Origin of the sequence: Tessaracoccus sp. MC1627 (assembly GCF_014164725.1) — a bacterium.
Taxonomy (GTDB): domain Bacteria; phylum Actinomycetota; class Actinomycetes; order Propionibacteriales; family Propionibacteriaceae; genus Arachnia.
In genome coordinates, this window is record NZ_JACJGA010000001.1 from 962,277 (window position 1) to 984,993 (window position 22,717).

Below are 22,717 nucleotides of genomic sequence, written 5' to 3' on the forward strand. Positions count from 1 at the left end.
ACCGGCCTTTCTGGTTCCACCCCCCCTTTCGGCTCACTTCGTGCACGCCTGGGTGCTGACCTCCTGCGTGGCCGTGGCCGCCCCGTCGATCAGGGCGTTGGTCTGAGCGTTGGTGAGTGCATAGGTGGTCTCTGCATCGACGAGCGAGATGGCGAAGACCGTCCCGGCCACCTCGCCGTTCTCGTTGAGCACCGGACCCCCGGAGTTTCCCTGCTCGGCGTGGGCGCGAAGCGACAGGACCTCCCGCGACACCACCGTCGAGCCGTAGATGTCGTCGCCGCGGGCGTCGATCGTGCCCCGGACGCGCCCCGAGGTGACCGTGTACGGGCCCCCTCCGGGGAAGCCGGCCACCGCCACCGGCGTCTCGGCAGGCAGCGGGCCGCTCCGGGTCAGCGGCTCGGCCTCCAGCCCCGGCACGTGGAGGACAGCGATATCGATGTCCGGGGCGAACGTGACGACGGTGGCGGCGAGTGTGCGTCCACCCACCTCGACCGCCACGGCGTCGGAGCCGGCCACCACATGGGCGTTGGTGACCACCCGTTCCGGGGCGCTCACCCACCCGCTGCCGCTGTTGGCGGCCAGCGGGCCGCGACACTCGGGCACTGCGGCCGCGATCTTCAGCACGCTGTCGGCTGCCGCCTGCACCCCGGGGGATTGCGCCGTGGCGTCGTCCGGGGCTGGGACCGGCAGCTCGGGCTCGGGGAAGAGCCCGCTGAAGACCCGCGGGAGGCCCGCGGCGTCGAGCATCACCGTCAGTCGCGATGCCTGCCGGGCCGCCTCCTCGGGCATCGCGCGCCCGATGACACCGAGGCTGACCGACGAGTCGATGGTGCGCACCCACGCGGGCGGGGCGATTGGCTTGATCGCTGCGGCGAGCACGCCCAGCACCAGGGCGGAGACCACCACGGCCCCGCCGGCCCCGAGGATCGCGTCGACGGGGTTCGGCCTGCCCGGCCCCCGGAAGCGGCGGCCGATCGAGCCGATCACGGCGTCGCCGAGCGCCGCGCCCGCCATGGCTGCCCCGACAAGGGCCATCGTCTGGCCCAGCACCGGCCAGTCGGAGCCGAACGCCGCCACCAGCCGCGGCCCCGCCCACAGGCCGGCCAGGATGCCCGCCACCGTGCCCGCCAGGGAGAAGGCGCCCGCGACCAGCCCGGTGCGCCAGCCGCGCGCGCCGTAGCTGAGGAGCATCAGGACGATGGCGGCTTCGAGGATCCAGTTCATGGGGGCTCCTGACTAGTGGGACCCTCTCAAGAGTGCCACCTCCCGCGGGCGCCCGACGCTGCTGCCCCGTCGCGTAGCCTGGTGGGGTGTCCGAGCCCCGCAAGCCTCGCCGTCCCGCCCTCCGCGCACCATCGGTGCTCGATGAGATGGGCGAGAGCGTGGACCCCGTCGCCGAGCTGCACGCCGCCCACGCCACCGCGGCCACGCTCGTCGGAGCGGGCCGCCAGGGCAGGGATCCGGAGCTCACGGCGCGCCTCATCGGTGTGGTCGACGAGGTGGGAATCACCACGCTGGCAGACCTGTGGGCCTCGCGTCCGGCCCGCTCGCTTCCCGGGGCGCTGTACCGGCTCTACGTCCTGCGCGAGTGGGTGCGGCGCGACGCGGACATCGCCGCCCGCCAGTACTCCGCCGGCACCCACCTCTCAGAGTCCAACCACGCCATCGCAGGCGCAGATCCCACCGGACCGGACGAGGTCCTGCGGGTGGCGGACGACATCCTCCGCGGCGTGTTCGAGGGCGACCTGGCGCTCGCGTTGGAGCGGGCCGGGGCGTTCGCCCGCGTCGTCTCCGCCGGGCGGGGGAACCTGCAGTCGCACGACGACGTGCACGCCGACCGCCTGATGCACCTGGCGGAGGATCTTGCGGCCAGCGCCCGGCTCTGGCGTCGCGGCGAATTGGAGTAGCAGGTTTGTCCTGGGAGCCGCGCCGGGTATTCTCCAGACGGGTGCCGAGCTGCGGTAGCCCCGGGCTCCACACTTAGCCGCTTTGAGCGGCCCCGCGCCGAGAGGCGCTCCCGGCTCGGCACCCCACCCCCTCGTCTCATACTGCGGACATCCGTCGTGGACCTCGTGCGGGTTTCAGGCGGGTGCTTCGCTAGTCTTGGGCCCCGGAGTGTCGGGAAGTCTGGTCGACGTCGTGGCTGGCGCGCTGTCATCGGCGCGCTGTCATCACGGCCTACCGAAGGAGACGCATGACCCCCCCCACAGAGCAGAACCGTCGAAGCCGGCTGCGGCACTGGGTGACCCTGGAGACCACGAGCGGTGTGCTGCTTCTCATCGCCGCCGTCGTGGCCCTGATCTGGGCCAACTCCCCCTGGCGCGAGGCCTACCAGGCGCTCTCCGGGCTCGTCGTCGGCCCCGAGGCGCTCCACCTGGACCTCTCGCTGTCCAAGTGGGCCGCCGATGGCCTGCTGGCCGTGTTCTTCTTCATCGTGGGAGTCGAGCTCAAGCACGAGATCGTCGCCGGCAGCCTCCGCCGCCCGAAGGAGGCGGCCGTGCCGGTGTTCGCCGCGATCGGCGGGATGGCGGTGCCGGCCCTCATCTACGTGGCCGTCGTCACGCTGCTCCAGGACCCGACGGCGCTCCAGGGCTGGGCCATTCCCACCGCGACCGACATCGCGTTCGCCATCGCGGTGCTGGCCATCTTCGGTCGGGGCCTGCCTCGCGCGCTGCGCACCTTCCTGCTGACGCTGGCCGTCGTCGACGACCTGCTGGCCATCATCGTCATCGCCGTCTTCTACACCTCAGGCCTCAACCTCCTCTGGCTGGGCGCATCGCTGGCGGTCATCGCTCTGTTCGCGCTCGTGGTGCGCTCGCGCAAGCCGGCGCCGTGGCTGCTGCTCATCCTGGCGCTCACCGCATGGGCCCTCATGCATGCCTCCGGCGTCCACGCCACCATCGCCGGCGTGCTGCTCGGTTTCGTGGTCCCGGCCATCGCCGTGCACGGCGAGACGGAGACGCGCACCCACCATTACGAGCACGCCGTGCGGCCATTCTCGTCCGGCATCGCACTGCCCCTCTTCGCATTCTTCTCGGCGGGCGTCTCGCTCGTCGACGGCGACGGCCCCGCCAGCGTGCTTGCGCAGCCGGTGGTGCTGGCGATCGTCCTCGGACTCATCGTCGGCAAGCTGGTCGGCGTGCTCGGGGTGACGGCACTGGTCACGAAGTTCACGCCGCTGCGGCTGCCGGACAGCATCGGCCTGCGCGACCTGCTGCCGGTCGGCTTCCTCACCGGCATCGGGTTCACCGTGTCCCTGCTCATCGCCGAACTGTCGTTCCCGGATGCCGAACACACTGCAGGGGCGAAGCTCGCGATCCTCCTCGCCTCGTTCCTCGCGGCAGGTCTGGCCGCGGTCTTCCTCCGCTGGGACGCCAAGAAGCTCCGCACCCGTGACATGAACCTGGACGGCATTCCGGACATGGACAGCGCCCCGATCCGCGACGCGCGGGACGTCTCAGACCACTGACGCCTCAGCGTCGGTCACGGGTGCCGGGTGGGGACGAGGGCCTGGAACTGGCGCATGTGGTAGGCCAGGGACGCGTCACCCTGGAACAATGCCGCTGCCACGGTGCCCAGGATGATGGTGTGGTCACCGCCCGGCTCGAACGACAGTTCGTCGCAGCGCAACCAGGCGACGGCGCCGTCGAGGCGCGGGAGGCCGTGGTCGTCGTGCCAGACGAGGCCTGAGAACCGGTCGGGGAGATCGTTGCGGGCGAACCGGAGAGCCAGCTCAGCCTGGTCCTCGCCGAGCACGTTGACGCCGATCCGCCCGGACGCCCGCACTCTCCCGATCATTCCGCCCCGGTTGTCCAACGCGAGGAGCACCATGGGCGGGGAGATGGACAGCGACGAGAATGCCGAGACCGTGGTGCCGGTGGGGACGCCGTCGACTGTGGTGGTGATCACGGTCACGGGCGCCGCCACGCGAGCCATGGCGTCGCGGAAGGTGCTCTGCAGGTCATCCACGGCCCCCACGGTATCGCCCCGCGGCAAAGGGCCGCGGGGCCGTCCGAGCCTCAGCGGGGCGAGTCGTCGTCCTCGTCGACGTAGATGCCGGGGGCGTCGTAGATGAGCGAGGCGCCGTCGGCGCTCTCACGCATCTCTCGCGGCGCGATGACCCGGGCCAGGTGGTAGATCCCGATCGTCACGATGGTGCCGAGTGCGATGCCTCCGATGCTGAAGTCGTCACCCAACGGCAGCTGCACGTCGCCGACACCGATGATGATGCCCGCCGCGGCAGGGATCAGGTTGAGCGGGTTGCCGAAGTCGACCCCGTTCTCCTTCCAGATCTTCGCGCCGAGGAGGCCGATCATGCCGTAGAGGACGACGGTGATGCCGCCCAGCACTGCGCTCGGGGTGGCGGAGATGACGGCGCCGAACTTCGGGGAGAAGCCGAACAGGATGGCCACCAGGGCAGCCACCACGTAGGCGGCTGTGGAGTAGACGCGGGTGGCGGCCATGACGCCGATGTTCTCCGCGTAGGTGGTGGTGGGGCCGGCGCCGACGAGGGTGGCGATCATCGAACCCGCGCCGTCTGCCGCGATGGCCCGGCCCATGACGGGGTCCAGGTCCTCGCCGGTCATCTCGGCGACCGCCTTGACGTGTCCCGTATTCTCCGCGATGAGCGCGATCACGACGGGCAGCGCCACGATGATGGCCGCGAACGAGAAGCTGGGCAGGTGGAAGCCCACCACGTTGTCCGTGGCGCCATAGGTCCAGTTCGCCAGATCGCTGACCGGCGGGAGGCCGAACCAGTTGGACTTCGCCACCGGGGCCCAGTTCACGCGCAGCTGCTCGGTGACCGTGCCGTCCTCGGCGACGCGCTGGAGGGGCCCGAGGACCAGGTCGAAGACCCAGCTGAGGACGTATCCGATGATCAACGACAGGAAGATGGCGATGCGGCCCATGAAGCCACGCAGCCCGATGCTCAGTGCGATCACGATCAGCATCACGGTGAACGCCACCCACGGATCCACCGGCCAGTAGACCGACGCGACCACAGGGGCCAGGTTGAAACCGATCAGCATCACGACGGCGCCGGTGACCACCGGCGGCAGCGCCTTGTGGATCACGCGGGCACCCGCGAAGTGGATGATGAGACCCACCATGAAGAGGGTCAGGCCCACCACGAACAGCGCACCCGTCAGGTCCGCGGGGTCACCGCCGGCGGTGTAGATCGCGGTGGCCACGCCGACGAAGGAGGCCGACGATCCCAGGTAGCTCGGCACCCGGTGCTGGACCGCGAACAGGAACACCAGCGTCGCGACGCCGGACATCATCACCGCGAGCTGCGGGTTGAGGCCCATCAGCAGCGGGAACACGAACGTGGCGCCGAACATCGCCACCACGTGTTGGGCACCGAGCCCGACGGTGCGGCCCCAGCTGAGCCTCTCCGTCGGCTTCACCACCGCGTCCGGGGCGAGAATTCCGTTGTTGTGCAGCTTCCACATGGGGGCGCTTCCTTTCGTCGGCCAGACTTTACTGCCTTCGCGTGGCGGGCCTGTCACCGGTCCCGCCGTCGTGGTCTCGGGCTAGGCTGAACCCATGGCACACGACGTGGTTGTCCTGGGGGCGAGCGTCGCGGGGCTGACCGTGGCCCGCCGCTTGGCGGCAGAGGGTTACGACGTGCTGGTGCTCGACCCCAACCAGGAGTTCCGCAGCGCCGCGATCGGACACGGGGTCGCGGCGGTGGGCCACGCGTCCACCGTGGCCACCATGACCATCGCCTACGGGGTCGCGGGCGCGCTGGAGCACGCCCGGCGCAACCTCGCCGCCATGGCGGAGATCAGGCAGATCCATCCCGGCCTGACCACCATGACGCTCCGCGACAGTTCGCTGCCCGGGGGCGACGAGCGGGAGACGCGGGAGGTGGCGGAGCTGTTCCGCACCGCGGGCGCGGAGGCGCAGGTCGATCGCTGGCCCGGCGGGGCGGCGCTGGTCACCCAGGCGCTGTGCGTGGACGTCGATGAGTACGCCAGGCTGCTGAGGGCGGCCGCAGTGGCTGCGGGTGCGCAGGTGGTGCACGAGGTGACCGTGACGCACCTGACGCGACGCGAGGGCATCACGCGGATCGGGTTCCGCAACAACCTCGCCTGGGTGCGCGACGCCGGCGACGTGGGCGGGGTCGCGGTCATCGACACTCTGGGCGTCAGCCCGTGGGGGAGGGCTGCGCGAATCGGCCCGGCGCAGTGGGTTCCGGTGCTTCGCTGCATCCCCGCCCGCCCCCGCACGGAGGTGAGCCTGCACGCCACTGGGCCCGCGTGGATGATCCGACCGGTGGGGGAGGCCGCCCTCGTGGTGGGCCAGAAGGTGAGCCTCTCGTCGATCGACGCCGCGACGGCGGGGCTGGCGGAGTGGGCGCGCTCGGAGTTGGGCGCCTCGGCCCTCGAGACGGGCCGGATGGCCATCGATCCCAGCGACCACGGTCGCCCCGTCGTCGGTGCCTCCGCGATCCCGGGCGGGTTCTACGCGCGCGGCAACGGTCGCGGTGAGCTGATGAACGGCACCGCCAGCGGCTACTACCTGGCCGGCCTGCTGTTGGGGGACTCGCCGGCCAACGCCCTGCCGCGGTTCAGCAGGATGCGCGCCTACGGGTCCCGGCTGCTCAGGCAGCGCGGCGCGGAGGGCTAGTCCGGAGACCGCCTAGATCCAGGCGTTGCCGAACCACATGCGCATCAGCCAGGCCGGCCGCGTCATGATCTCAGCGGTGAGGATGGGGTAGAAGAACGCGAAGTTGAGGATGATCAGGGCCAGTAGCACGCCCACCGCCATCGCCCGCACGCGCCGTCGAGGATGGTGGGCCGGGCCTAGGATCTTGCCCAGGGCCATCGCCAGCACCGTGGCGCTGAACGGGATGATCATGATGGCGTAGAAGAAGAACAGGGGCCGGCCGGCGTAGCGGAACCACGGCAGGTAGGTGGCCGCGACGGCCAGCAGCGGAACGGAGAACCGCCAGTCCCGGCCCATCAGCCACCACACCAGCCCCGCGCCCAGCGCGAGCGCCGCCGCCCACCACAGCAGCGGGGTGCCGATGCCGTTGACGATGCTCACGCAGGTGGTGCCCACGGCCTCGCAGCCGTCCACCCCCGGCTCGATGTCGTTGACGGCGTAGATCGCGATGGGGCGCTGTAGGAACAGCCAGCCGGCCGGGTGGGCCTCGTAGGAGTGGGTGGCATCCACCATCATCCCGTCGCCGGTATGGAAGCGGTACATCTCAACGTGGTAGTGCCACAGTGAGCCGAGCGCCTCGCCGAAGCGCTGCACGACGGGGTCCTCCGGGTTGTCCGCGCCCCAGCCGCGGTAGTAGCCGCCGTCGGTAGTGAACCAGCCGAACCAGGAGCCGAGGTAGATCGGCACCACCACGACCACCAGGTTGACGAACGCCATCGGGGCGTCCACCAGCACGGACCACCACTGGGCGCGCCCGGCGCCGGCCAGCCGCCGCGCGCCCAGGTCCCAGAAGACGACGACGATCCCGAACATGGCGATGAGGAACAGCGAGTTCCACTTCACGGAGACCGACAGAGCCAGCATCACTCCGGCCGCCACGCGCCAGGGCCGCCACAGCAGCAGGGGCCCGAACGAGCCGCCCAGGTCCGGCAGGTCGTGGGCCCGCAGGTGGGCGGCGAGCTTGTGGCGCATCCAGTCCCGGTCCGCCACGAGCGCCGCCACACCCGCCACAGCGAAGGTGGCCTGGAAGATGTCCAGCAGGGCGATGCGGCTCATCATGAACGCCAGGCCGTCGAAGGTGATCAGTAGCCCCGCGACGCCGCCGATCAGCGTGGAGCGCGACAGGCGCCGGGCCATCCGGATGGTGAAGAACACCAGCAGCGTGCCGAAGATCAGCGCCATGAACCGCCAGCCGAAGGGATTCATGCCGAACATCGCCTCGCCGGCCGCGATGAGCAGCTTCCCCACCGGCGGGTGCACGATGTAGGCGGCCGCCTCCTTCATGCCGGAGAGGTCCCCGGCCAGGATCATGTCGTTGGCGTCCTCGACCCACTGCCGCTCGTAGCCGGACTGCAGGATCGCCCACGCGTCCTTGGCGTAGTAGGTCTCGTCGAACATGATGGCGTGGGGCTGGCCCAGGTTGTGGAAGCGCAGCAGGAACGCCATCAGCGTGATGCTGAGGGTGACCACCCATCCGGCGGTGCGGTCGCGGAGCCGGCCGTCGTCGAGAGCCTGGAGCGTGGTCAGCACCCATGCATCATAGGCTGAGCTCATGCACCCCCTTCCCGACGGAGCCCTGATCCTGGCGGCCACGCCCATCGGGTCCTCCGACGACGCCAGCCAGAGCCTGCGCACCGCCCTGGCTTCGGCGGATGTCATCGCGGCGGAGGACACCCGCCGATTCCTCCTGCTCACCAAGCGGTTGGGGATCGAGCCGACGGCGCGGGTGGTCAGCTACTTCGAGGCAAACGAGGCCTCGCGCACCGTCGAGCTCGCGGCCGCCGTCGCGGCGGGGCAGCGGGTGGTGCTGGTGACCGATGCCGGCATGCCGTCGGTCAGCGACCCGGGGTATCGGCTGGTGGTGGCCTGCATCGACGCCGGCCTTCGGGTGACCGCCGTGCCCGGGCCTTCCGCGGTGCTGACCGCGTTGGCCGTCTCCGGGCTGCCCGTGGACCGGTTCTGCTTCGAGGGGTTCCTGCCCCGCAAGGCCGGCGAGCGGGGCCGTCGATTGGCGGCCCTGGCAGGCGAGGAGCGCACGATGGTGTTCTTCGAGGCCCCCCACCGGCTGGAGGAGTTCCTCCGCGACGGCGCCCGCGAGCTGGGCGCGGCCCGTCCCGCGGCCGTGTGCCGCGAGCTCACCAAGCCCTACGAAGAGGTGATTCGCGGGCCGTTGGCCGAGCTGGCGGAGTGGGCTGGGGGCGGGGTGCGCGGCGAGGTCACCGTCGTGGTTGCCGGGGCGCCGCCGTCGACGGCATCGGCTGACGACGCGTTGGAGCTGGTGCGGCGGGCGCGGGCCGGTGGTGCGAGACTGTCCGAGGCGGTGGCGGACGTGGCGAAGGTCACCGGAGCCAACCGCAAGGAGCTGTACGCGGCCGCGTTGGCAGACAAGGAGAGCGCCAAGTGAATCCCCTCGACACCCTCGGCCTGCCGCCCCTGCCGGAGGCGCTGCCCCGGCCCGTCGTCGACAACCACACCCACCTGTGGTCCACCCACGAGTATTCGGGTCTGCCGGTGGGTGACTCTCTTCGGCTGGCCGCCCAGGTGGGGGTGTCGCGGGTGATCGAGGTGGGCTGTGACGTGGAGTCGTCGCGGGCGGCGATCGAGCTGGCCGAGCGCCAGCCCGCGGTGCGCGCCGCAGTGGCGCTGCACCCCAACGACGCCGCCCGGGTGTTCCTCCGCGACGGGGCCGCGGGTCTCGCCGCGGTGCTGGCGGAGCTGGAGCCGCTGGTCGCGGCGCCCGAGGTGGTCGCGGTGGGGGAGACCGGCCTGGACTACTTCCGGACGCGGGAGGCGGCGGGCCAGGAGGCTCAGGAGGTGTCCTTCCGGGCGCACATCGGGTGGGCGAAGACCTACGAGCGGACGCTGGTGATCCACGACCGCGACGCCCACGACGACATCCTGCGCGTGCTCGACGACGAGGGCCTCCCGGGCCGGGTGGTGATGCACTGCTTCTCCGGCGACGCCGACTTCGCGCGGCGCTGCGTGGAGCGAGGGGCGTTCCTGTCGTTTCCCGGGGTGGTCACTTTCGGCTCGGCCGGGGCGTTGCGCGACGCAGCGCTGGCGACGCCGCTGGACCGGATCCTCGTCGAGACCGACGCGCCGTATCTCACCCCGGCACCCCGAAGGGGCAAGGCCAACGCGCCCTACCTGCTGCCCCACACAGTCCGGTTCCTCGCGGACCTGCTCGGCGTGGAGTTGGCGGAGTTCTGCGACCGGATCGTCGCCACCACTGCCGCGGCGTACGGGGAGTGGGGGACCGATGCCTGAGCTCGGACTGTTGGACCCGGCCTCGGTGCGCCGCATCGCCGCCGAGCTGGACCTACGCCCCACCAAGCAGAGGGGGCAGAACTTCGTGGTGGACCCCAACACGGTCCGGCGGATCGTCGCGCTCTCCGGCGTGACGGTCGAGGATGTGGTGCTGGAGATCGGGCCCGGCCTCGGCTCCCTCACCCTCGGGCTCCTGGAGACCGGTGCCCGGGTGGTCGCCGTCGAGATCGAGGAGCGGCTCGCCGTGCGGCTGGAGCGGACCGTACGCGAGCGGATGGGCGAGGATGCAGCCGAGCGGCTGAAGGTGGTGGCCGCGGACGCCCTCCAGGTGGATGCGCTGCCGGGGCCCGCGCCGTCGTCGTTGGTGGCCAATCTTCCCTACAACGTCTCCGTGCCGGTCCTGCTGCGCATGCTCGAGCTGTTCCCGGACTGGACCGATGGGCTGGTGATGGTGCAGCTGGAGGTGGCGGACCGCCTGGTGGCGCCGCCTGGAAGCAAGGTCTACGGCGTGCCCAGCGCGAAGGTGGCCTGGTACGCCGAGTCCGCGAGGGTGGGCACGGTGCCCCCCAAGGTGTTCTGGCCGGTGCCCAATGTGGAGTCCGGGTTGGTGCGGATCACGCGCCGCCCGGCGCCCGCGACGACGGCGTCCCGCGAGGATACCTTCCGGGTGATCGACGCGGCGTTCTCGCAGCGACGCAAGATGCTGCGCGCGGCCCTGGCGGGGCTGATCGGGTCGTCGGCGGCAGCGTCGGAGCTGATCGAAGCGGCGGGTGTGGATCCCCAGCTGCGCGGCGAGATGCTGGACGTGGCCGCGTTCGCGGCGATTGCCGAGCGGGTCTCTGGCTGACGGACGCCACTGGGCCCGCGGCGCGGTTTGCGCTACGTTCATGGGGTGACGGCGGTCAGGGTTCGCGTGCCCGCGAAAGTGAACCTCGCCCTGCGGGTCGGCGGGACCGACGCCCAGGGCTATCACGAGTTGGGCACCGTCTTCCAGGCCGTCTCCCTCGGCGACGAGGTGGTGGCCGAAGCGGCTCCCGCGGGCGAGTTCCGGCTCGCGTTCCAGGGCGAGGGCGCCGCGTTCCTCCCCATCGACGACACCAACCTGGCGATGCGTTCGGCCAAGCTGCTCGCGGAGCACTTCGGGCGTCACGACGTGGGCGTGAGCCTGCTGGTGCGCAAACGGATCCCGGTGGCCGGCGGCATGGCCGGGGGGTCGGCCGATGCGGCCGCGGTGCTGGTGGCGTGCAACGCGCTGTGGGCGCTCGGCGCCACGCGGGAGGACCTGCACGACCTGGCTGCCCAGATCGGCTCGGACGTGCCGTTCCTCCTGCTGGGCGGCACTGCTATCGGCACCGGTCGAGGGGAGATCCTCACCCCGGTGATGTCGAGCGGCACCCTGCACTGGACGTTGGCCCTCTCCCACACCGGGCTGTCCACGCCGGCGGTGTTCAAGGAGTTCGACCGGATGTGCAGCCCCCAGGACACGAGCATCCCCGTGGCGCTCCTCGAGGCGCTTCGGGCCGGCGACGCCCCGGGTGTGGGGGCGGCGCTCATCAACGACCTGGAGCGGCCCGCGATCTCGCTGCAACCCACGTTGGCCCGCACCCTGGAGATCGGCCTGGGCGCCGGGGCGCTGGGCGCCATCGTCAGCGGGTCGGGGCCCACGTGCGCGTTCCTGGCGGGTTCCGACGCGCACAGCCATGAGTTGGCCGAGGTGCTCGGTGTCTTCAGCGGGGTCCGGGCCGTCCGCCGCGCCTACGGGCCGGTGCAGGGAGCGCAGGTGCTCGGATGACCGGCGACGAGGTCGACGAGGTGGTGACCGCGTGGGCGCGGGAGCGCGACGACCTGGCGCTGGAACCGATGCACATCTGGTCGCGCATCGACCGCCTGGCCGGCATCCTGGCCGGTCACCGCAAGCGCGCCTTCTCCGCCCACGCCATCGAGGGGTGGGAGTTCGACGTCCTCGCAGCCCTGCGCCGGGCCGGTGAGCCTTACAGGCTCTCGCCGGGTCAGTTGTTGCGCGAGACCCACGTCACCTCGGGCACGATGACCAACAGGGTGGACCGGCTGGTGGCGCGCGGAGCGGTGACGCGGGATCCCGATCCCGACGACGGTCGCGGGATGCTGGTGACGCTCACCGCTGCCGGTCTGGAGCTGGTGGATGCGGCGCTGTTGTCGCTGCTGCTGCTCGAGGAGGCGCTCCTCGCCGAGTGGGACCCGCATGACCGGGCAGAGATGACCGACTACTTGAGGCGGCTGCTGCTCGGCTCGGCCTGATCCTCGGCTTCCGAATCGGGCGCGGTGCCGGCCCGGCGCCGGTCGATGCCTTCCATGATCAGCCTCGGCTCGGCCTGGAGGTGGGCCATGCCGTTCCAGGCGAGGTTGATGAGGTGGCTCGCCACCACCTGCCGGGACGGCTCCCGGTTCTCCAGCCACTGCTGACCAGTCTGCGCCACCAACCCGACGAGGGCCTGGGCGTAGAGGCCGGCGAACTGGGGATCGTGCCCGGTGCGCTCGAACTCGCCCGCCAGGATGTCCTCCACCTGTGCGGCGATGTCGCTGAGGATGGAGGCGAACGAGCCGCTCGCCTGCCCCGTCGACGAGTCCCGCGAGAGGATCCGGAAGCCGTCGGGGCAGCCGTCGATGTAGTCTAGGAGGGCCATCGCGCCGCGCTCCAGCAGCTCCCGGGATCCGGCGCCTGGGGTTGTGAGTGCGCTCCTGATGGAGGTGTGCAGGACCTGGGTCTCCCGATCCACCACAACGGCGTAGGCGCCTTCCTTGCCACCGAAGTGCTCGTAGACCACCGGCTTGGAGACTCCGGCGCGCGCGGCGATCTCCTCCACGGAGGTGCCCTCGTAGCCGCGTTCGGCGAAGAGTTCGCGGGCGATCTCCAGCAGCTGCTCGCGGCGCTGCGTGGCCGTCATCCGGGTGCGGGAACGGCGTGCGCGGGCAGGTTGGCGGGTGGACACGGGTGCCATTGTCTCACGACCACCAGAGGAGGGCCCCGACGGCGGATCCACGCCTGTCACTCGGGGCCGGTGGCTCGCTTGAACCGCTGTTGGGCGCCCTGCTTTGTCAGTCCGTAGAGCTCCCCGATGCGGGACCATGAGGCGCCGGCCTTGCGGGCCTCGCGGACGGCGGCGTTCTCGGCCAGGTCCGCCGCCTCGCGGGCGTGGCGCGCTGCGTCAAGGGCGCCGAGCGCCGCGGCTCGTGCATCGCCCTGACTCTTCTCCGCCATGTGCGCATCGTAGCCCGCGACACGCGTCAATGGATACTTGACAGATCCGTCAAGCGATGGTTGACTCGTGTGTCAACGAGACATTGACGCACAGGAGGTGACATCATGGCGAAGAAGGATAAGAAGTCCAAGAAGGACAAGAAGTCGAAGAAGTCCAAGAAGTCCAAGAAGTGACTCGAACCCCACCGAGAAGGCCGGCCCCGTGAGGGGCCGGCCTTCGGCGCGTCTGGGCTTGGGCTGGGGCTCCGCGCTAGGCCGTGGGCTGAGCCAGCCAGCAGCCCTGGATGTGGTCGTCTGCCATCCCCACCGCCTGCATGAGCGCGTACAGAGTGGTGGGGCCCACGAAGCGGAAGCCGCGCTTCTTGAGATCCTTGCTCAGAGCGACGGTTCCTGGTGTCTGGGCCGGCACGTCCGCAAACGTGAGCGGTGGACGATCGCGGGGCTCTGGGGCGTGCTCGGCCACGAGGTCCGCCAGACGGAGGCCACCGTCGTGCATGTCCAGCAGCGCCCGGGCGTTGCCGATGGCCGCGGTGATCTTGGCCCGGTTGCGCACGATTCCGGCATCGCCCATGAGTCGCTCGATCTCCTCCTCGCCGAACTCCGCGACCGCCGCCGGCCGGAACCCCGCGAAGGCGGCGCGGAATGCCTCGCGCTTGCGCAGGATGGTCAGCCAGGACAGGCCGGCCTGGAACCCCTCCAGGCAGAGGCGCTCGAACAGTGCCGCCTCGTCCGGTGAGTCCGGCACGGGCCGCCCCCACTCCTCGTCGTGGTAGGCCTGATACAGCTCGTCGCCCGCCCCGAAGCAGCGCACCTTGTCCATGAGTTGATCTCCCTTCAGAGATTCGAGTGTGCCCCCACTCTGGGCCGCGCGCGTGGCGATGTCCCAGACGACTTCGCGGGCTGGGGATAAGTCGTCGCGTCTTCGGGCGCGCGCTCCTGGCCCGCTCACCGGTTCGGTGGCGGGCTGAGCCGAATGGGCGGAGGCCCGGGGTCAGTTGAGGGCGACGGTGCCGTGCGGGGTGACGCGGTAGAGGTAGCCGAGTGGGCTTCGCCACAGCGCACAGCCTGGACTCTGCAGGTGGGCGAGCCAGTGACCGGCGGTCTTGGCCCGGTGGATGCGCGTCCTGAGGGGCGCGAGGTTGCCTGTCCAGGTCTGCCCCGGCGGTCCGGACGCCCGGTAGGCGACGGTGTGGTCCTGCTGCAGGCCGCGGCTGGGTGTCTGGGAGTAGGGGAAGGCGTCGGTGGGGAATATCTGGATCACCGCCTCGCGGAGCCGGTGGCTGGGGCGATAGGGATCCTCGGCCGGAATCTCCGGCAGGTCGATGACCGGGCGGACCACCACCTGCTTGTCGCCGAGGAGGAGGCGCAGCGTGTCCTGCGTGAGGGAGCCGGCGCCTTCGACCCGGGCGGGGCCGTCCAGGCCGGCCAGGGATGCGGCCGGGATGTGAACGAACACCTGGGTGACGGGGCGCAGTTTCTCCAGGGGCGTGGTGATGGTGCCGCAGGTGTGCCCGGTGCAGCCGGCAGGGTGTGGGCGGTGGCGCTCCGCGTCCGGATCCTGGTCTGCGATGGGACCCGGGGAGGCCGCGTCGAGTAGGGCCGGCTGACCGGCGGCCTGCTGCTGCAGCGCCAGCGCATAGGCGGGGTGGGCCAGAGCGCCCAGAGCCCGGGCCCGCAGCTCGGCCTTGGAGACGCCGGCGGCGGTTGGGTCCGCGCCGGGGAGGAGCGCGGCGATCTGTTCGATGGCGGCGTCCAGGTACTTGGCATCCAGAACGTCGAGCTGGGCGGAGACCTGCATGGAGCCCTCCCTGTACGCATAGATCGACACGTGACGGGCTTCCAGGGTCCGGCGTTCCTCCTCGGCGGCGAGCTGGGGAGCGGCCTCGATGATCAGCTTGTCGATCAGGTTCATCGACGCAGTCCAGCTGAGCCGGTGCTGCTGCTTCAACCAGCGCGTGGACAGGGCGTCGGCCACCTCCCGGGGGAGCGATTCACAACGACCCGCGGCCGCGGCGGCGCGGTGGGGATCCACCTGGAGCTGTTGGACGGCGGTCCACAGCGTGGGGTGCCGGTAGCGAAGGTTGAGTGCGCGGCCGGTCAGGCTGACGGCCTGGCGTGTGGTGCATCCCAGGAGCCCGGCCAGTTCGAGGCCGAACCACTCCGAGATCAGTGGGCAGCCCTCCCCGCCGACCCGGAGGTCCTGCTCGTAGAGGGCCTCGTGGACCTCGTCCTCGGTGTCTAGGTGGTAACCCACGGCCAGCTGGCTGACCAGGCGTAGCTCGTCGGCTTCGGCCCGTCGTTTCGTGATCCGATTGGCGCGCAGCTGGTCTGCCAGGTGCTGCGCCTCCGTTGTCTTCATACCCCTCACGATAGAAACGACCTCTGACAATTTCGGCCTCCAGAATCGCTCCGGCCAACTTTTTCTTTGACGACTTTTCTGAAGGGTCCGAGCGGGGCGGAGCCCGTGTGTTGACGGCGGGTGGTCGCCCAGGCTGCGGCTGTATAGACTCTGTCAAGGCCCTCCGGGGCCGTTCCCCGGTTGGTCTTTCGGTAGGGCCCGCCTGACTTTGAATCAGGATTAGCGCAGCAGGTTCGACTCCTGCCCGGGGAGCGATGGCCAGTGGGGTGCGACAGTTGCCTGGACCGTGGTCGTGGCAGTGGCCGAACAGGTCTGAGGCGCACGGCATCCGCGTGTGCTCATCGCGATCTCTGGCGTGGGTGATCGGAGAGCGGCGCAGGTCCTGACTTGTCGCGCGCTCATGCTTGATGGTCGGGTGGTTGGTTATCGTTGACCTCGATGCCATACTGGTACAAGAAGTAGTACCAATGGAGGAGGGGTAGCCATGGCTGTCACCGCAAGTGAAGCTCGCAAGAACCTGTTCCCGCTGATCGAGCAGGTCAACGAAGACCGCACGCCGGTCGAGATCACTTCCCGGCGGGGTGATGCAGTGCTCATGTCCCGAGCTGACTACGACGCGCTCGAGGAGACTGCTCACCTCCTGCGGGTGCCCGCCAACGCACGACACCTGCTCGAAAGCCTTGCCCAGGCGCATGCGGGGCAGCGCGACGAGCACGACCTCATTCGATGAGGCTGGTCTTCACGCCGAACGGGTGGTCGGACTACGCGTACTGGTCGGCAGCCGACCGGCAGACACTCAAACGGCTCAACCGCCTCATCGACGACGCGATGCGCGACCCCGTCAGCGGAATCGGTAAGCCCGAACCACTGCGACATATGCTGGCGGGTGCCTGGTCCCGACGGATCACCGAGGAGCACCGCCTGGTGTACCTGGTCGACGGCGACGACCTGATCATCCTGCAGGCACGCTTCCACTACAGCTGACCAACTCATCTGCCGCCGACCGAGCGGACGTTTCTCGCGTTTGCTTGTCCAGCTGCCCTCCGCTGTGAGGAGTCCGATTTGGTCGGGTTCGCGAGATAGTCAGAACTCGACGACCTTGCAACCCGCGTAGCCTGACGGGCCCCCGAGCATCCGCCTTTGCCGCGATGTGCACAGTCATATCGGGAGGGTGAGGAACGCATACAGGATGTGAATGCTCCTGGTCCTCGAACAACAACTCCCCGCCGGGTGAGACCAAGAGTGACCCGAACGGCTCATCGCCGGCGGAGAGGGCCTGCTCAGCGAGGTCCACGGCGCGGGCAAGGAACCGTCGATCATCATCATCGAGGGGCATGACCCCAGACTAGGTCGGCCTTAGGGGATGTGGGCAGCCGCAGGAGCGGCGGACGACGAGGTCCATGGGAAACGTCTCATGGGCGGGGGTGCGACGGTGGACCAGTAGATCGATCGCCTCGGTGGCCATCACCGCGACAGGTTGACGCACCGTTGTGAGCGGGGGAGACGTGAACCGGGTCTCCTCGGTGCCGTCGAAGCTCACGACGGCGACGTCCTCCGGGACGCGCAGGCGAAGCTCTCCCGCGGCCGTCAGGAGCCCGATCGCCTGCAGATCCGAGCTGGTGACGACGGCGCTCGGTCGGTCCGCGCGGCTCAGGAGCTCGAGCCCGGCGCGGTAGCCGCCCTCGCGGGTGAACCCGGTTCGTGACACCAGGCCGGGCGTCCGGCCCTGATCGGCGTGTGCCCGTTGCCATCCGGCCTCGCGGCGGTCGGCGTCGGGGTCCACGCTCTCGCCGATGACCAAGGCGACGCGGCCATGGCCGTGCACCCCCAGGAGGTGCCCGACCGCCTGGGCCATCCCGTCGGCGGCGTCCGGGCCGACCGCGGCGTAGCCGGCGACCGGCGCGGCCGCGTCGATGATCACCAACCGTTGGCGCGCACCCCGACGTCGCAGCTCGTCCAGCCGGCCCATGGCGGTGGCGCGGGCGACGATCAGCCCGTCGATCTGGCGGTCGCAGAGGTCGAGCATCGCGCGGAGGGCGGAGTCCGGGCCGGGCCCGCCGGCGGTCATCAACAACGCGTACCCCTGCTCGGCCGCTGCCTGCTGCAGCTCACGGGTGTACTCGGCGAAGAACGGGTTGGTGGTGTCGCCCACCACCAGGCCCAGCGTGCTGGTGCTGCCCAGGGACAGGGCGCGCGCGGTCCGGTTCGGGCGGTACCCCAGGTGGTCCACCGCCTCACGGACCCGCCGCGCGGTTGCCTCCGATACCTTCTTCGGGCCGCCGTTGACGACGTGGCTGACCACCGCCGTGCTGACGCCCGCGTAGCGCGCGACATCTGTCCGCGTCACGGCGCGCGGCCTGCTTCGGGGCGGGGTGGGCTCCGAGGTCACCGGTCAACCTCCCTGTCTGGGCTGGCGTTCCAGGCCATCCTAAGGGAAGTTGCGTCACACATGGTTACCCGGGTAACTTTGTGGGCACCGCGTCGCAGCGGCCCACGCATCCACACCCCCACGCCTTCAGTCGAAAGGACTGCACCCTCATGAAGATCGGTGTCATCGGAACCGGCCAGTTCGCCCGGAGTTTCATCAGCCTCTGGCAGCTGCACCCCGCCGTCGAGGAGGTCTACGTGACCGACCTCGTCCCCGAGCGGGCGGCGCAGCACGTCGAGCAGTACGGCCTGGCCGGCAGCTTCCCCGACGCCGACGCGCTGCTGGCCTCCGACGTCGACTCGGTCGCCATCATGACGCAGCGCTGGAGCCACGGTGAGTTGGCCCTCAAGGCGCTCGAGGCTGGCAAGAACGTCTACTCCGCGGTGCCGATGGCGATCAGCGCCGAGGAGATCGCTGCCATCGTCGCCAAGGTCGAGGAGACCGGGCTGATCTACATGATGGGGGAGACCAGCTACTACAACCCGGCCGTGATCTACGCCCGCACGCGGATCGCCGACGGGGCCTTCGGGCGCGTCTTCTACTCCGAGGGCGACTACGTCCACGACATGGACAACGGCTTCTCCGCCGCCTACCAGTTCAGCGGCGGGGAGGACTGGAAGCCCACCGCGAGCTTCCCGCCCATGCTCTACCCGACCCACGCCATCGGTGGGGTGCTCGGGGCGCTGCCCACCTTCGCCACCTCCGTGTCGTGCCTCGGCATCGTCGACCACGGCGCCGACGGCATTTTCGACAAGTCCATCTCCCGCTGGGGCAACGACTTCTCCAACATGACCGCGCTGTTCGAACTCGCCGACGGCGGCGCGATGCGCACCAACGAGTTCCGCCGAGTGGGTTACTGGAAGGGCCACGAGTCCCGATTCCGCTTCTACGGCACCGAGGAGGTCTTCGAGCAGTCCGGCGACGGCGCCACCCTGAGCGTCAAGACCGAGGGCGAGGACTACGCCAAGGGCGAGACCCTCGACGTGAGCGACCTCCTCGCCACCGGCCCCGGCGAGCTGCCCGAGGGCTTCGGCGACGTCGACCCCGCGCTCATGCAGAGCTTCGCCTCAGGCAGCGCCAAGGTCCAGGACCGCTCGCGGCTCCCGCGCGAGTTCGACGGCGCCCACAACGGCCACGAGGGCAGCCACCACTACCTCGCCGACGACTTCGTCCGCGCCGTGACCACCCGCACTCAGCCCCCGGTGAACGCGTGGCGCGCAGCCCGGTTCACCCTGCCCGGCGTGATCGCCTTCGAGTCCGCACTCCAGAACGGGGCACGGCTCCCCATCCCGGACCACGGCGACGGCCCGGCCGATCCAGGCTGGGACTGACCCAACACCCGGGGGCGGTCTGAGCGCCCGAGCTATCGTCGAGGCATGGTGTTCAGACCACGTCCCGACCGGACCGGCCCCGGGCAGGAGTCGGTATGGGATTACCCCCGCCCACCGGCCCTGCGGAAGTGCGCCCTGCCGATCGAGGTAGTGCTCGGCGGCGAGGTCATCTGTAGGACGTCGGAATCCTGGCAGGTCCTGGAGACCAGCCACCCACCGACGTACTACCTGCCCAGGACGAGCTTCGTGGAGGGCGCCCTGCGGCCGGCCGACGGCCGATCGTTCTGCGAGTGGAAGGGCGCGGCCCGCTACCTCGACGTGCACGGCGGTGGTCGCACGGCGCCGTCGGCCGCCTGGTACTACCCGACGCCGACGGCCCCCTTTGCCGCGCTCCTCGATCACGTTGCCCTCTACGCCGGCCCGATGGATGCCTGCGTGGTGGGCGGGGAGACGGTGACGCCCCAGCCGGGCGGGTTCTACGGGGGCTGGGTCACCTCGGCCGTGACCGGCCCGTTCAAGGGCGTGCCCGGCTCCATGGGTTGGTGAACACCCAAGACTGGACCGGCCCGCGGGGAGGGAACTCCACGCGGGCCGGTTGGGGTCATCTCACCTGAGGATCAGCTCACGCCACCTCCAGCTCGAAGGCCCCGGCGACGGCAACGCCTCCGGGGGCCCGGTCATGAAGACGGGTCCCCGGGGGCGCCGACGGGAGATCAGGCGATCGCGCCGGAGACGGCGTCCACCTTGACCAGGGTGGTCTCGGGCTCGCCGTCGACGATGGTGGTGATCTCCACCTCGAAGAGCTTTGCGCCCTGCTTGGCGCCGAACTTCCGGGTCACCTTCACCTGCGCCGTCGTGCGGTCCATCGTCGCGAGGGCTGCCACGGCTGCCTCGGAGTCGGAGAGGAACGAGCCGTTGTTCGAGGAGGCGTTCACCTGGAGTCCGAACGCGTTGGTGAACGAGATCCCGTTGTCGCCCTTGAGCTGCGCGCGGATGTAGTTGTCCGCCCCGGCTGCGACGTCGTCGAGATCCACGGTGTTGCCGGTGGCCACCACCTCGCCGTCGGCGATCCACTCGATCGAGGTGTAGTGGGTGCCCTCGATGGTGATGGTGTCGTCCACCTCGTCGACCTCGATGTTCGTGATCGTCGGGGCGGGCAGCGTGCGGTCACCCCTGAAGTTGGCGCCCAACTCGCGCTTCGCCACCAGGGCGGTGGAGTAGAAGGCGCCCGAGCGCATGGTGGCGTGGACGTCGGCCTCCGTCAGCTCCGGCATGAGCAGCCGGTTGTAGTCGTAACCGAGCGCGCCCGTGGAGTGGGCGTCGTCGTTGGCGAAGCCGGGCACGTTGAGCTCAGGCATGGTCTCCTGGAGCACGGAGTCCCACAGGATCCGGTCGGAATAGGAGTCGCCGTCGGAGACCTTGTTGACGATCTCCATGCCCACCAACGTGTCCGGGTAGGCCTCGAACAGGCCGACGTAGCGGGCCACCTTCACGGGGTCGGTGGCGGCGGCCCCGCCGGTGGCGGTGTTGCTCCCGCCGTAGTACCGGCCGGGGTGGTTGATGTGCATGATGGGCTCGAGCGCGCCCTCGGCCGCGGTGAGCCCGTCGACGTAGGCGATCTTCGACTCGAGCGTCGCGTCGCTCCCGTTGTTCCAGTCGGTCCAGAAGGTGTTGAGGTGGTCCTTGACCGACTGTTCGTCGGAGTGTCCGGTGCCGATCATGCCCGGCAGCCCGCCGCGGTCGGCGCCGGTGTTCATCTCGATCATGCGCTCGGTGGTGAGGTAGTACTCGGGATTCGCGATCGCCTTGGCTGTGTCGGTGCGGTCCCAGGTGGTGTTGACGAAGTTGTGATCCGTCATGGAGTAGACGTTGAAGCCGAGGGCGTAGGCCTGCTCGAGCATCTGGCGGGCGGTGTTGCCGCCGTCGGACTCGGTGGTGTGGTTGTGGAAGCCGGCCTTGTACTGGTACCAGCTCCAGTCGACACCCGCGTAGGGGCTGGTGACCTTGTAGTCGAGATCGGTGGTGGTGGCGCTGGCCTCCATCGGTACCGCGGTGAGCGCAAGGATGCCGGCGACGGCGGCCGCGACCAGGCTGAAGTGACGTCGGGACATGGGGAATCCTCCTGTGGTGATCGGTCCCGCATCCGGCGGTCTCCGCCTGGGAGGCGGGCGTCGGATCTGCGAGGTGGTTCACCGTCATCCCAACGGGTCCAGGTGAACACGATCATCACAGGAGGCGAACAGGCAACCAACTCCTACCGAACGTAGTATTGACGAGTAATGCCTGATCAGACCCCATTCGGGTCTCCCAGGTCCCTAGAGGCGTTGCGAGATCAGGGTCCCGTTGCCGAAGGCTCCGACGGTCGCGTAGAGCGTCGACCCGCTGACCTCGACGTTCGCGGCGCCCTCAGCCTCCAGGAACAGGCCGGCGGCGCCACCACCGGCGGGGACCATGAAGATTCCTGGGCCGAAGAGGGAGGCGATGTAAAGGTTGCCGGCGCCATCGAGCGCGATGCCAGTGGGGGTGATCAGGCCGTCGGCGTACTGGCTGTACGCGCCCGTCGCCGCGTTCACCCGGTACACCGAGCCGCGAGCGCCGAGGCTCGCGTCCTCGGGGCCCCCGGGCAGCGCCGACACGAACAGCCGCCCGCCGGGGCCGACCTCGACGTCCGTGGGCACCCCCTCGAAGCCGTAGCTGAGACCCGCGCACGATGGCACATTGAGGGCCTCGGCCGCCTCCTCGGTGATGGTTGCCATACTGGCGGGCAGCACCATCAGGGTGCTGATCGCTCCTGACCTGAGGTTCACCGAGAAGACCGCGTTGGCTCCCGCGTCGGCGACGTAGGCCGTGTTGCCCGCCACCGCCACGGCGTAGGCGTGCGAGTCGACTTCAACGTCGGCGCCGGTGTAGCTGGCGGGAATGCCCTCTTCGCCCAGTTCCGCCACGCACTCCTCGTTGGCTGCAGCATCCTCGGCGGACAGGCCGTACTGGACGTCCTGGTCGGGGTTGTTGTCGATCTCGTGCTGGGCCAGCTGGTCGGTGATCGTGGTGACCACACCGTCGGAGTCGATGGACTTGAGTGAGGCCGCCATCGGCCGCGGATCCATCGGGCCTGCGCCCTGGCTCTCCACGAAGAAGAGGGTGCTGCCGCGGTAGTCGCTGCCGGCGACATCCCACTCGGGCGCCTCATAGAGCGTGGTGGCGTCGCCGCCGGCGACGGTGGTGAGCCTGCCGGCGAACTCCTCCGAGACGGTCACCGCCTTGCCTGGACCCACCGACAGGTGCAGGGGGCCGATCAGCCCATCGGCCAGCGTCGTCGGATCGCCCGAAGGCGGGGCCGCCTGGGCGAGTGAGGCGGAGGCGAGAATCATCAGGGCGGCAGGTACGGCCGCCAGCGTGCGCGTCTTCATCGAGGCTCCTCT

General features: G+C 70.1%; 23 protein-coding genes and 1 tRNA gene. 13 read left to right on the forward strand and 11 right to left on the reverse strand.

Features of this window, described 5'->3' with window-relative positions:
* Positions 1-33 precede the first annotated feature (33 nt).
* Positions 34-1,224, reverse strand: coding sequence for a MarP family serine protease (locus H5399_RS04375; protein WP_182781764.1), 1,191 nt, complete (start codon positions 1,222-1,224; stop codon positions 34-36).
* Between the two features lie 86 nt (positions 1,225-1,310).
* On the opposite strand from H5399_RS04375, the gene H5399_RS04380 reads away from it, so the two are divergent.
* Both H5399_RS04380 and nhaA read left to right on the forward strand, forming a co-directional pair.
* The gene (locus tag H5399_RS04380; RefSeq protein WP_182781765.1) at positions 1,311-1,907 is read left to right on the forward strand and encodes a hypothetical protein; all 597 of its coding nucleotides are present in this window, start codon (positions 1,311-1,313) and stop codon (positions 1,905-1,907) included.
* Between the two features lie 287 nt (positions 1,908-2,194).
* Positions 2,195-3,469 carry a Na+/H+ antiporter NhaA gene (gene nhaA / locus H5399_RS04385; RefSeq protein WP_182781766.1) on the forward strand — a complete coding sequence of 425 codons (1,275 nt, stop codon included), beginning with the start codon at positions 2,195-2,197 and terminating at the stop codon, positions 3,467-3,469.
* A gap of 14 nt (positions 3,470-3,483) precedes the next feature.
* On the opposite strand, the gene H5399_RS04390 is transcribed toward nhaA, so the two are convergent.
* Together H5399_RS04390 and H5399_RS04395 are read right to left on the reverse strand one after the other, a co-directional pair.
* Positions 3,484-3,969 (reverse strand): flavin reductase family protein, encoded by a 486-nt coding sequence (locus tag H5399_RS04390; protein ID WP_182781767.1) that lies wholly within the window; start codon positions 3,967-3,969, stop codon positions 3,484-3,486.
* A 50-nt stretch (positions 3,970-4,019) separates the two neighbouring features.
* Positions 4,020-5,453: a uracil-xanthine permease family protein gene (locus tag H5399_RS04395; protein WP_182781768.1), complete on the reverse strand. Its 1,434-nt coding sequence runs from the start codon at positions 5,451-5,453 to the stop codon at positions 4,020-4,022.
* A gap of 94 nt (positions 5,454-5,547) precedes the next feature.
* Between H5399_RS04395 and H5399_RS04400 the strand changes: the two genes are divergently transcribed.
* On the forward strand, positions 5,548-6,633 hold the full coding sequence (locus H5399_RS04400) for an FAD-dependent oxidoreductase (protein WP_182781769.1): 1,086 nt from the start codon (positions 5,548-5,550) through the stop codon (positions 6,631-6,633).
* Between the two features lie 12 nt (positions 6,634-6,645).
* On the opposite strand, the gene H5399_RS04405 is transcribed toward H5399_RS04400, so the two are convergent.
* Positions 6,646-8,226: a dolichyl-phosphate-mannose--protein mannosyltransferase gene (locus tag H5399_RS04405; protein WP_255421954.1), complete on the reverse strand. Its 1,581-nt coding sequence runs from the start codon at positions 8,224-8,226 to the stop codon at positions 6,646-6,648.
* Between H5399_RS04405 and rsmI the strand changes: the two genes are divergently transcribed.
* Genes rsmI through H5399_RS04430 form a run of 5 tightly spaced genes read left to right on the forward strand, consistent with a single transcriptional unit; the run spans position 8,225 to position 12,216 of the window.
* Complete coding sequence (gene rsmI, locus H5399_RS04410; protein WP_182781770.1) at positions 8,225-9,076, forward strand: 16S rRNA (cytidine(1402)-2'-O)-methyltransferase; 852 nt, start codon at positions 8,225-8,227, stop codon at positions 9,074-9,076. The two genes, H5399_RS04405 and rsmI, sit on opposite strands and share 2 nt — an antisense overlap.
* Positions 9,073-9,939, forward strand: coding sequence for a TatD family hydrolase (locus tag H5399_RS04415; protein WP_182781771.1), 867 nt, complete (start codon positions 9,073-9,075; stop codon positions 9,937-9,939). The genes rsmI and H5399_RS04415 overlap by 4 nt, the downstream gene beginning before the upstream one ends.
* The gene (rsmA, locus tag H5399_RS04420; protein ID WP_182781772.1) at positions 9,932-10,786 is read left to right on the forward strand and encodes a 16S rRNA (adenine(1518)-N(6)/adenine(1519)-N(6))-dimethyltransferase RsmA; all 855 of its coding nucleotides are present in this window, start codon (positions 9,932-9,934) and stop codon (positions 10,784-10,786) included. Before H5399_RS04415 ends, rsmA begins: the two co-directional genes overlap by 8 nt.
* Positions 10,787-10,831: 45 nt before the next feature.
* Complete coding sequence (locus H5399_RS04425; protein ID WP_182781773.1) at positions 10,832-11,731, forward strand: 4-(cytidine 5'-diphospho)-2-C-methyl-D-erythritol kinase; 900 nt, start codon at positions 10,832-10,834, stop codon at positions 11,729-11,731.
* Entirely contained in the window at positions 11,728-12,216 is a 489-nt protein-coding gene (locus tag H5399_RS04430; RefSeq protein ID WP_182781774.1) for a MarR family winged helix-turn-helix transcriptional regulator, read from the forward strand. The genes H5399_RS04425 and H5399_RS04430 overlap by 4 nt, the downstream gene beginning before the upstream one ends.
* On the opposite strand, the gene H5399_RS04435 is transcribed toward H5399_RS04430, so the two are convergent.
* The 4 genes from H5399_RS04435 to H5399_RS04450 form a co-directional block, all read right to left on the reverse strand.
* Positions 12,183-12,863 (reverse strand): TetR/AcrR family transcriptional regulator, encoded by a 681-nt coding sequence (locus H5399_RS04435; protein WP_220490849.1) that lies wholly within the window; start codon positions 12,861-12,863, stop codon positions 12,183-12,185. The genes H5399_RS04430 and H5399_RS04435 overlap by 34 nt on opposite strands.
* A gap of 101 nt (positions 12,864-12,964) precedes the next feature.
* Positions 12,965-13,177 carry a hypothetical protein gene (locus H5399_RS04440; protein ID WP_182781776.1) on the reverse strand — a complete coding sequence of 71 codons (213 nt, stop codon included), beginning with the start codon at positions 13,175-13,177 and terminating at the stop codon, positions 12,965-12,967.
* A gap of 250 nt (positions 13,178-13,427) precedes the next feature.
* Positions 13,428-13,997 carry a DNA-3-methyladenine glycosylase I gene (locus tag H5399_RS04445; protein ID WP_182781777.1) on the reverse strand — a complete coding sequence of 190 codons (570 nt, stop codon included), beginning with the start codon at positions 13,995-13,997 and terminating at the stop codon, positions 13,428-13,430.
* Between the two features lie 171 nt (positions 13,998-14,168).
* Positions 14,169-15,536 carry a DUF222 domain-containing protein gene (locus H5399_RS04450; protein ID WP_182781778.1) on the reverse strand — a complete coding sequence of 456 codons (1,368 nt, stop codon included), beginning with the start codon at positions 15,534-15,536 and terminating at the stop codon, positions 14,169-14,171.
* A 173-nt stretch (positions 15,537-15,709) separates the two neighbouring features.
* On the opposite strand from H5399_RS04450, the gene H5399_RS04455 reads away from it, so the two are divergent.
* The 3 genes from H5399_RS04455 (at position 15,710) to H5399_RS04465 (ending at position 16,520) form a co-directional block, all read left to right on the forward strand.
* A tRNA-Gln gene (locus H5399_RS04455) sits at positions 15,710-15,788 on the forward strand.
* 232 nt (positions 15,789-16,020) lie between these two features.
* A complete protein-coding gene (locus H5399_RS04460) occupies positions 16,021-16,266 on the forward strand; it encodes a type II toxin-antitoxin system Phd/YefM family antitoxin (RefSeq protein ID WP_182781779.1) in 246 nt (81 codons plus the stop codon).
* Positions 16,263-16,520: a Txe/YoeB family addiction module toxin gene (locus H5399_RS04465; protein WP_182781780.1), complete on the forward strand. Its 258-nt coding sequence runs from the start codon at positions 16,263-16,265 to the stop codon at positions 16,518-16,520. Before H5399_RS04460 ends, H5399_RS04465 begins: the two co-directional genes overlap by 4 nt.
* 361 nt (positions 16,521-16,881) lie before the next feature.
* On the opposite strand, the gene H5399_RS04470 is transcribed toward H5399_RS04465, so the two are convergent.
* On the reverse strand, positions 16,882-17,883 hold the full coding sequence (locus tag H5399_RS04470; RefSeq protein ID WP_220490770.1) for a LacI family DNA-binding transcriptional regulator: 1,002 nt from the start codon (positions 17,881-17,883) through the stop codon (positions 16,882-16,884).
* A 191-nt stretch (positions 17,884-18,074) separates the two neighbouring features.
* On the opposite strand from H5399_RS04470, the gene H5399_RS04475 reads away from it, so the two are divergent.
* On the forward strand, positions 18,075-19,295 hold the full coding sequence (locus tag H5399_RS04475; protein WP_182781782.1) for a Gfo/Idh/MocA family protein: 1,221 nt from the start codon (positions 18,075-18,077) through the stop codon (positions 19,293-19,295).
* 45 nt (positions 19,296-19,340) lie between these two features.
* Positions 19,341-19,841 carry a DUF427 domain-containing protein gene (locus H5399_RS04480; protein ID WP_182781783.1) on the forward strand — a complete coding sequence of 167 codons (501 nt, stop codon included), beginning with the start codon at positions 19,341-19,343 and terminating at the stop codon, positions 19,839-19,841.
* 167 nt (positions 19,842-20,008) lie between these two features.
* Here H5399_RS04480 and H5399_RS04485 read toward each other — a convergent pair whose 3' ends face one another.
* Both H5399_RS04485 and H5399_RS04490 read right to left on the reverse strand, forming a co-directional pair.
* The gene (locus H5399_RS04485; RefSeq protein WP_182781784.1) at positions 20,009-21,406 is read right to left on the reverse strand and encodes a hypothetical protein; all 1,398 of its coding nucleotides are present in this window, start codon (positions 21,404-21,406) and stop codon (positions 20,009-20,011) included.
* 204 nt (positions 21,407-21,610) lie between these two features.
* The gene (locus H5399_RS04490; protein ID WP_182781785.1) at positions 21,611-22,705 is read right to left on the reverse strand and encodes a ScyD/ScyE family protein; all 1,095 of its coding nucleotides are present in this window, start codon (positions 22,703-22,705) and stop codon (positions 21,611-21,613) included.
* Between the last annotated feature and the right edge of the window lie 12 nt (positions 22,706-22,717).

Excerpts from the sequence above, each read along its gene's own strand:
- H5399_RS04375 (WP_182781764.1), bottom strand. The coding sequence starts at position 1,224 with ATGAACTGGATCCTCGAAGCCGCCATCGTCCTGATGCTCCTCAGCTAC.
- nhaA (WP_182781766.1), top strand. The coding sequence starts at position 2,195 with ATGACCCCCCCCACAGAGCAGAACCGTCGAAGCCGGCTGCGGCACTGG.
- H5399_RS04395 (WP_182781768.1), bottom strand. The coding sequence starts at position 5,453 with ATGTGGAAGCTGCACAACAACGGAATTCTCGCCCCGGACGCGGTGGTG.
- H5399_RS04400 (WP_182781769.1), top strand. The coding sequence starts at position 5,548 with ATGGCACACGACGTGGTTGTCCTGGGGGCGAGCGTCGCGGGGCTGACC.
- rsmI (WP_182781770.1), top strand. The coding sequence starts at position 8,225 with ATGCACCCCCTTCCCGACGGAGCCCTGATCCTGGCGGCCACGCCCATC.
- H5399_RS04405 (WP_255421954.1), bottom strand. The coding sequence starts at position 8,226 with ATGAGCTCAGCCTATGATGCATGGGTGCTGACCACGCTCCAGGCTCTC.
- rsmA (WP_182781772.1), top strand. The coding sequence starts at position 9,932 with ATGCCTGAGCTCGGACTGTTGGACCCGGCCTCGGTGCGCCGCATCGCC.
- H5399_RS04430 (WP_182781774.1), top strand. The coding sequence starts at position 11,728 with ATGACCGGCGACGAGGTCGACGAGGTGGTGACCGCGTGGGCGCGGGAG.
- H5399_RS04435 (WP_220490849.1), bottom strand. The coding sequence starts at position 12,863 with ATGACGGCCACGCAGCGCCGCGAGCAGCTGCTGGAGATCGCCCGCGAA.
- H5399_RS04440 (WP_182781776.1), bottom strand. The coding sequence starts at position 13,177 with ATGGCGGAGAAGAGTCAGGGCGATGCACGAGCCGCGGCGCTCGGCGCC.
- H5399_RS04445 (WP_182781777.1), bottom strand. The coding sequence starts at position 13,997 with ATGGACAAGGTGCGCTGCTTCGGGGCGGGCGACGAGCTGTATCAGGCC.
- H5399_RS04450 (WP_182781778.1), bottom strand. The coding sequence starts at position 15,536 with ATGAAGACAACGGAGGCGCAGCACCTGGCAGACCAGCTGCGCGCCAAT.
- H5399_RS04460 (WP_182781779.1), top strand. The coding sequence starts at position 16,021 with ATGGCTGTCACCGCAAGTGAAGCTCGCAAGAACCTGTTCCCGCTGATC.
- H5399_RS04465 (WP_182781780.1), top strand. The coding sequence starts at position 16,263 with ATGAGGCTGGTCTTCACGCCGAACGGGTGGTCGGACTACGCGTACTGG.
- H5399_RS04475 (WP_182781782.1), top strand. The coding sequence starts at position 18,075 with ATGAAGATCGGTGTCATCGGAACCGGCCAGTTCGCCCGGAGTTTCATC.
- H5399_RS04480 (WP_182781783.1), top strand. The coding sequence starts at position 19,341 with ATGGTGTTCAGACCACGTCCCGACCGGACCGGCCCCGGGCAGGAGTCG.
- H5399_RS04485 (WP_182781784.1), bottom strand. The coding sequence starts at position 21,406 with ATGTCCCGACGTCACTTCAGCCTGGTCGCGGCCGCCGTCGCCGGCATC.
- H5399_RS04490 (WP_182781785.1), bottom strand. The coding sequence starts at position 22,705 with ATGAAGACGCGCACGCTGGCGGCCGTACCTGCCGCCCTGATGATTCTC.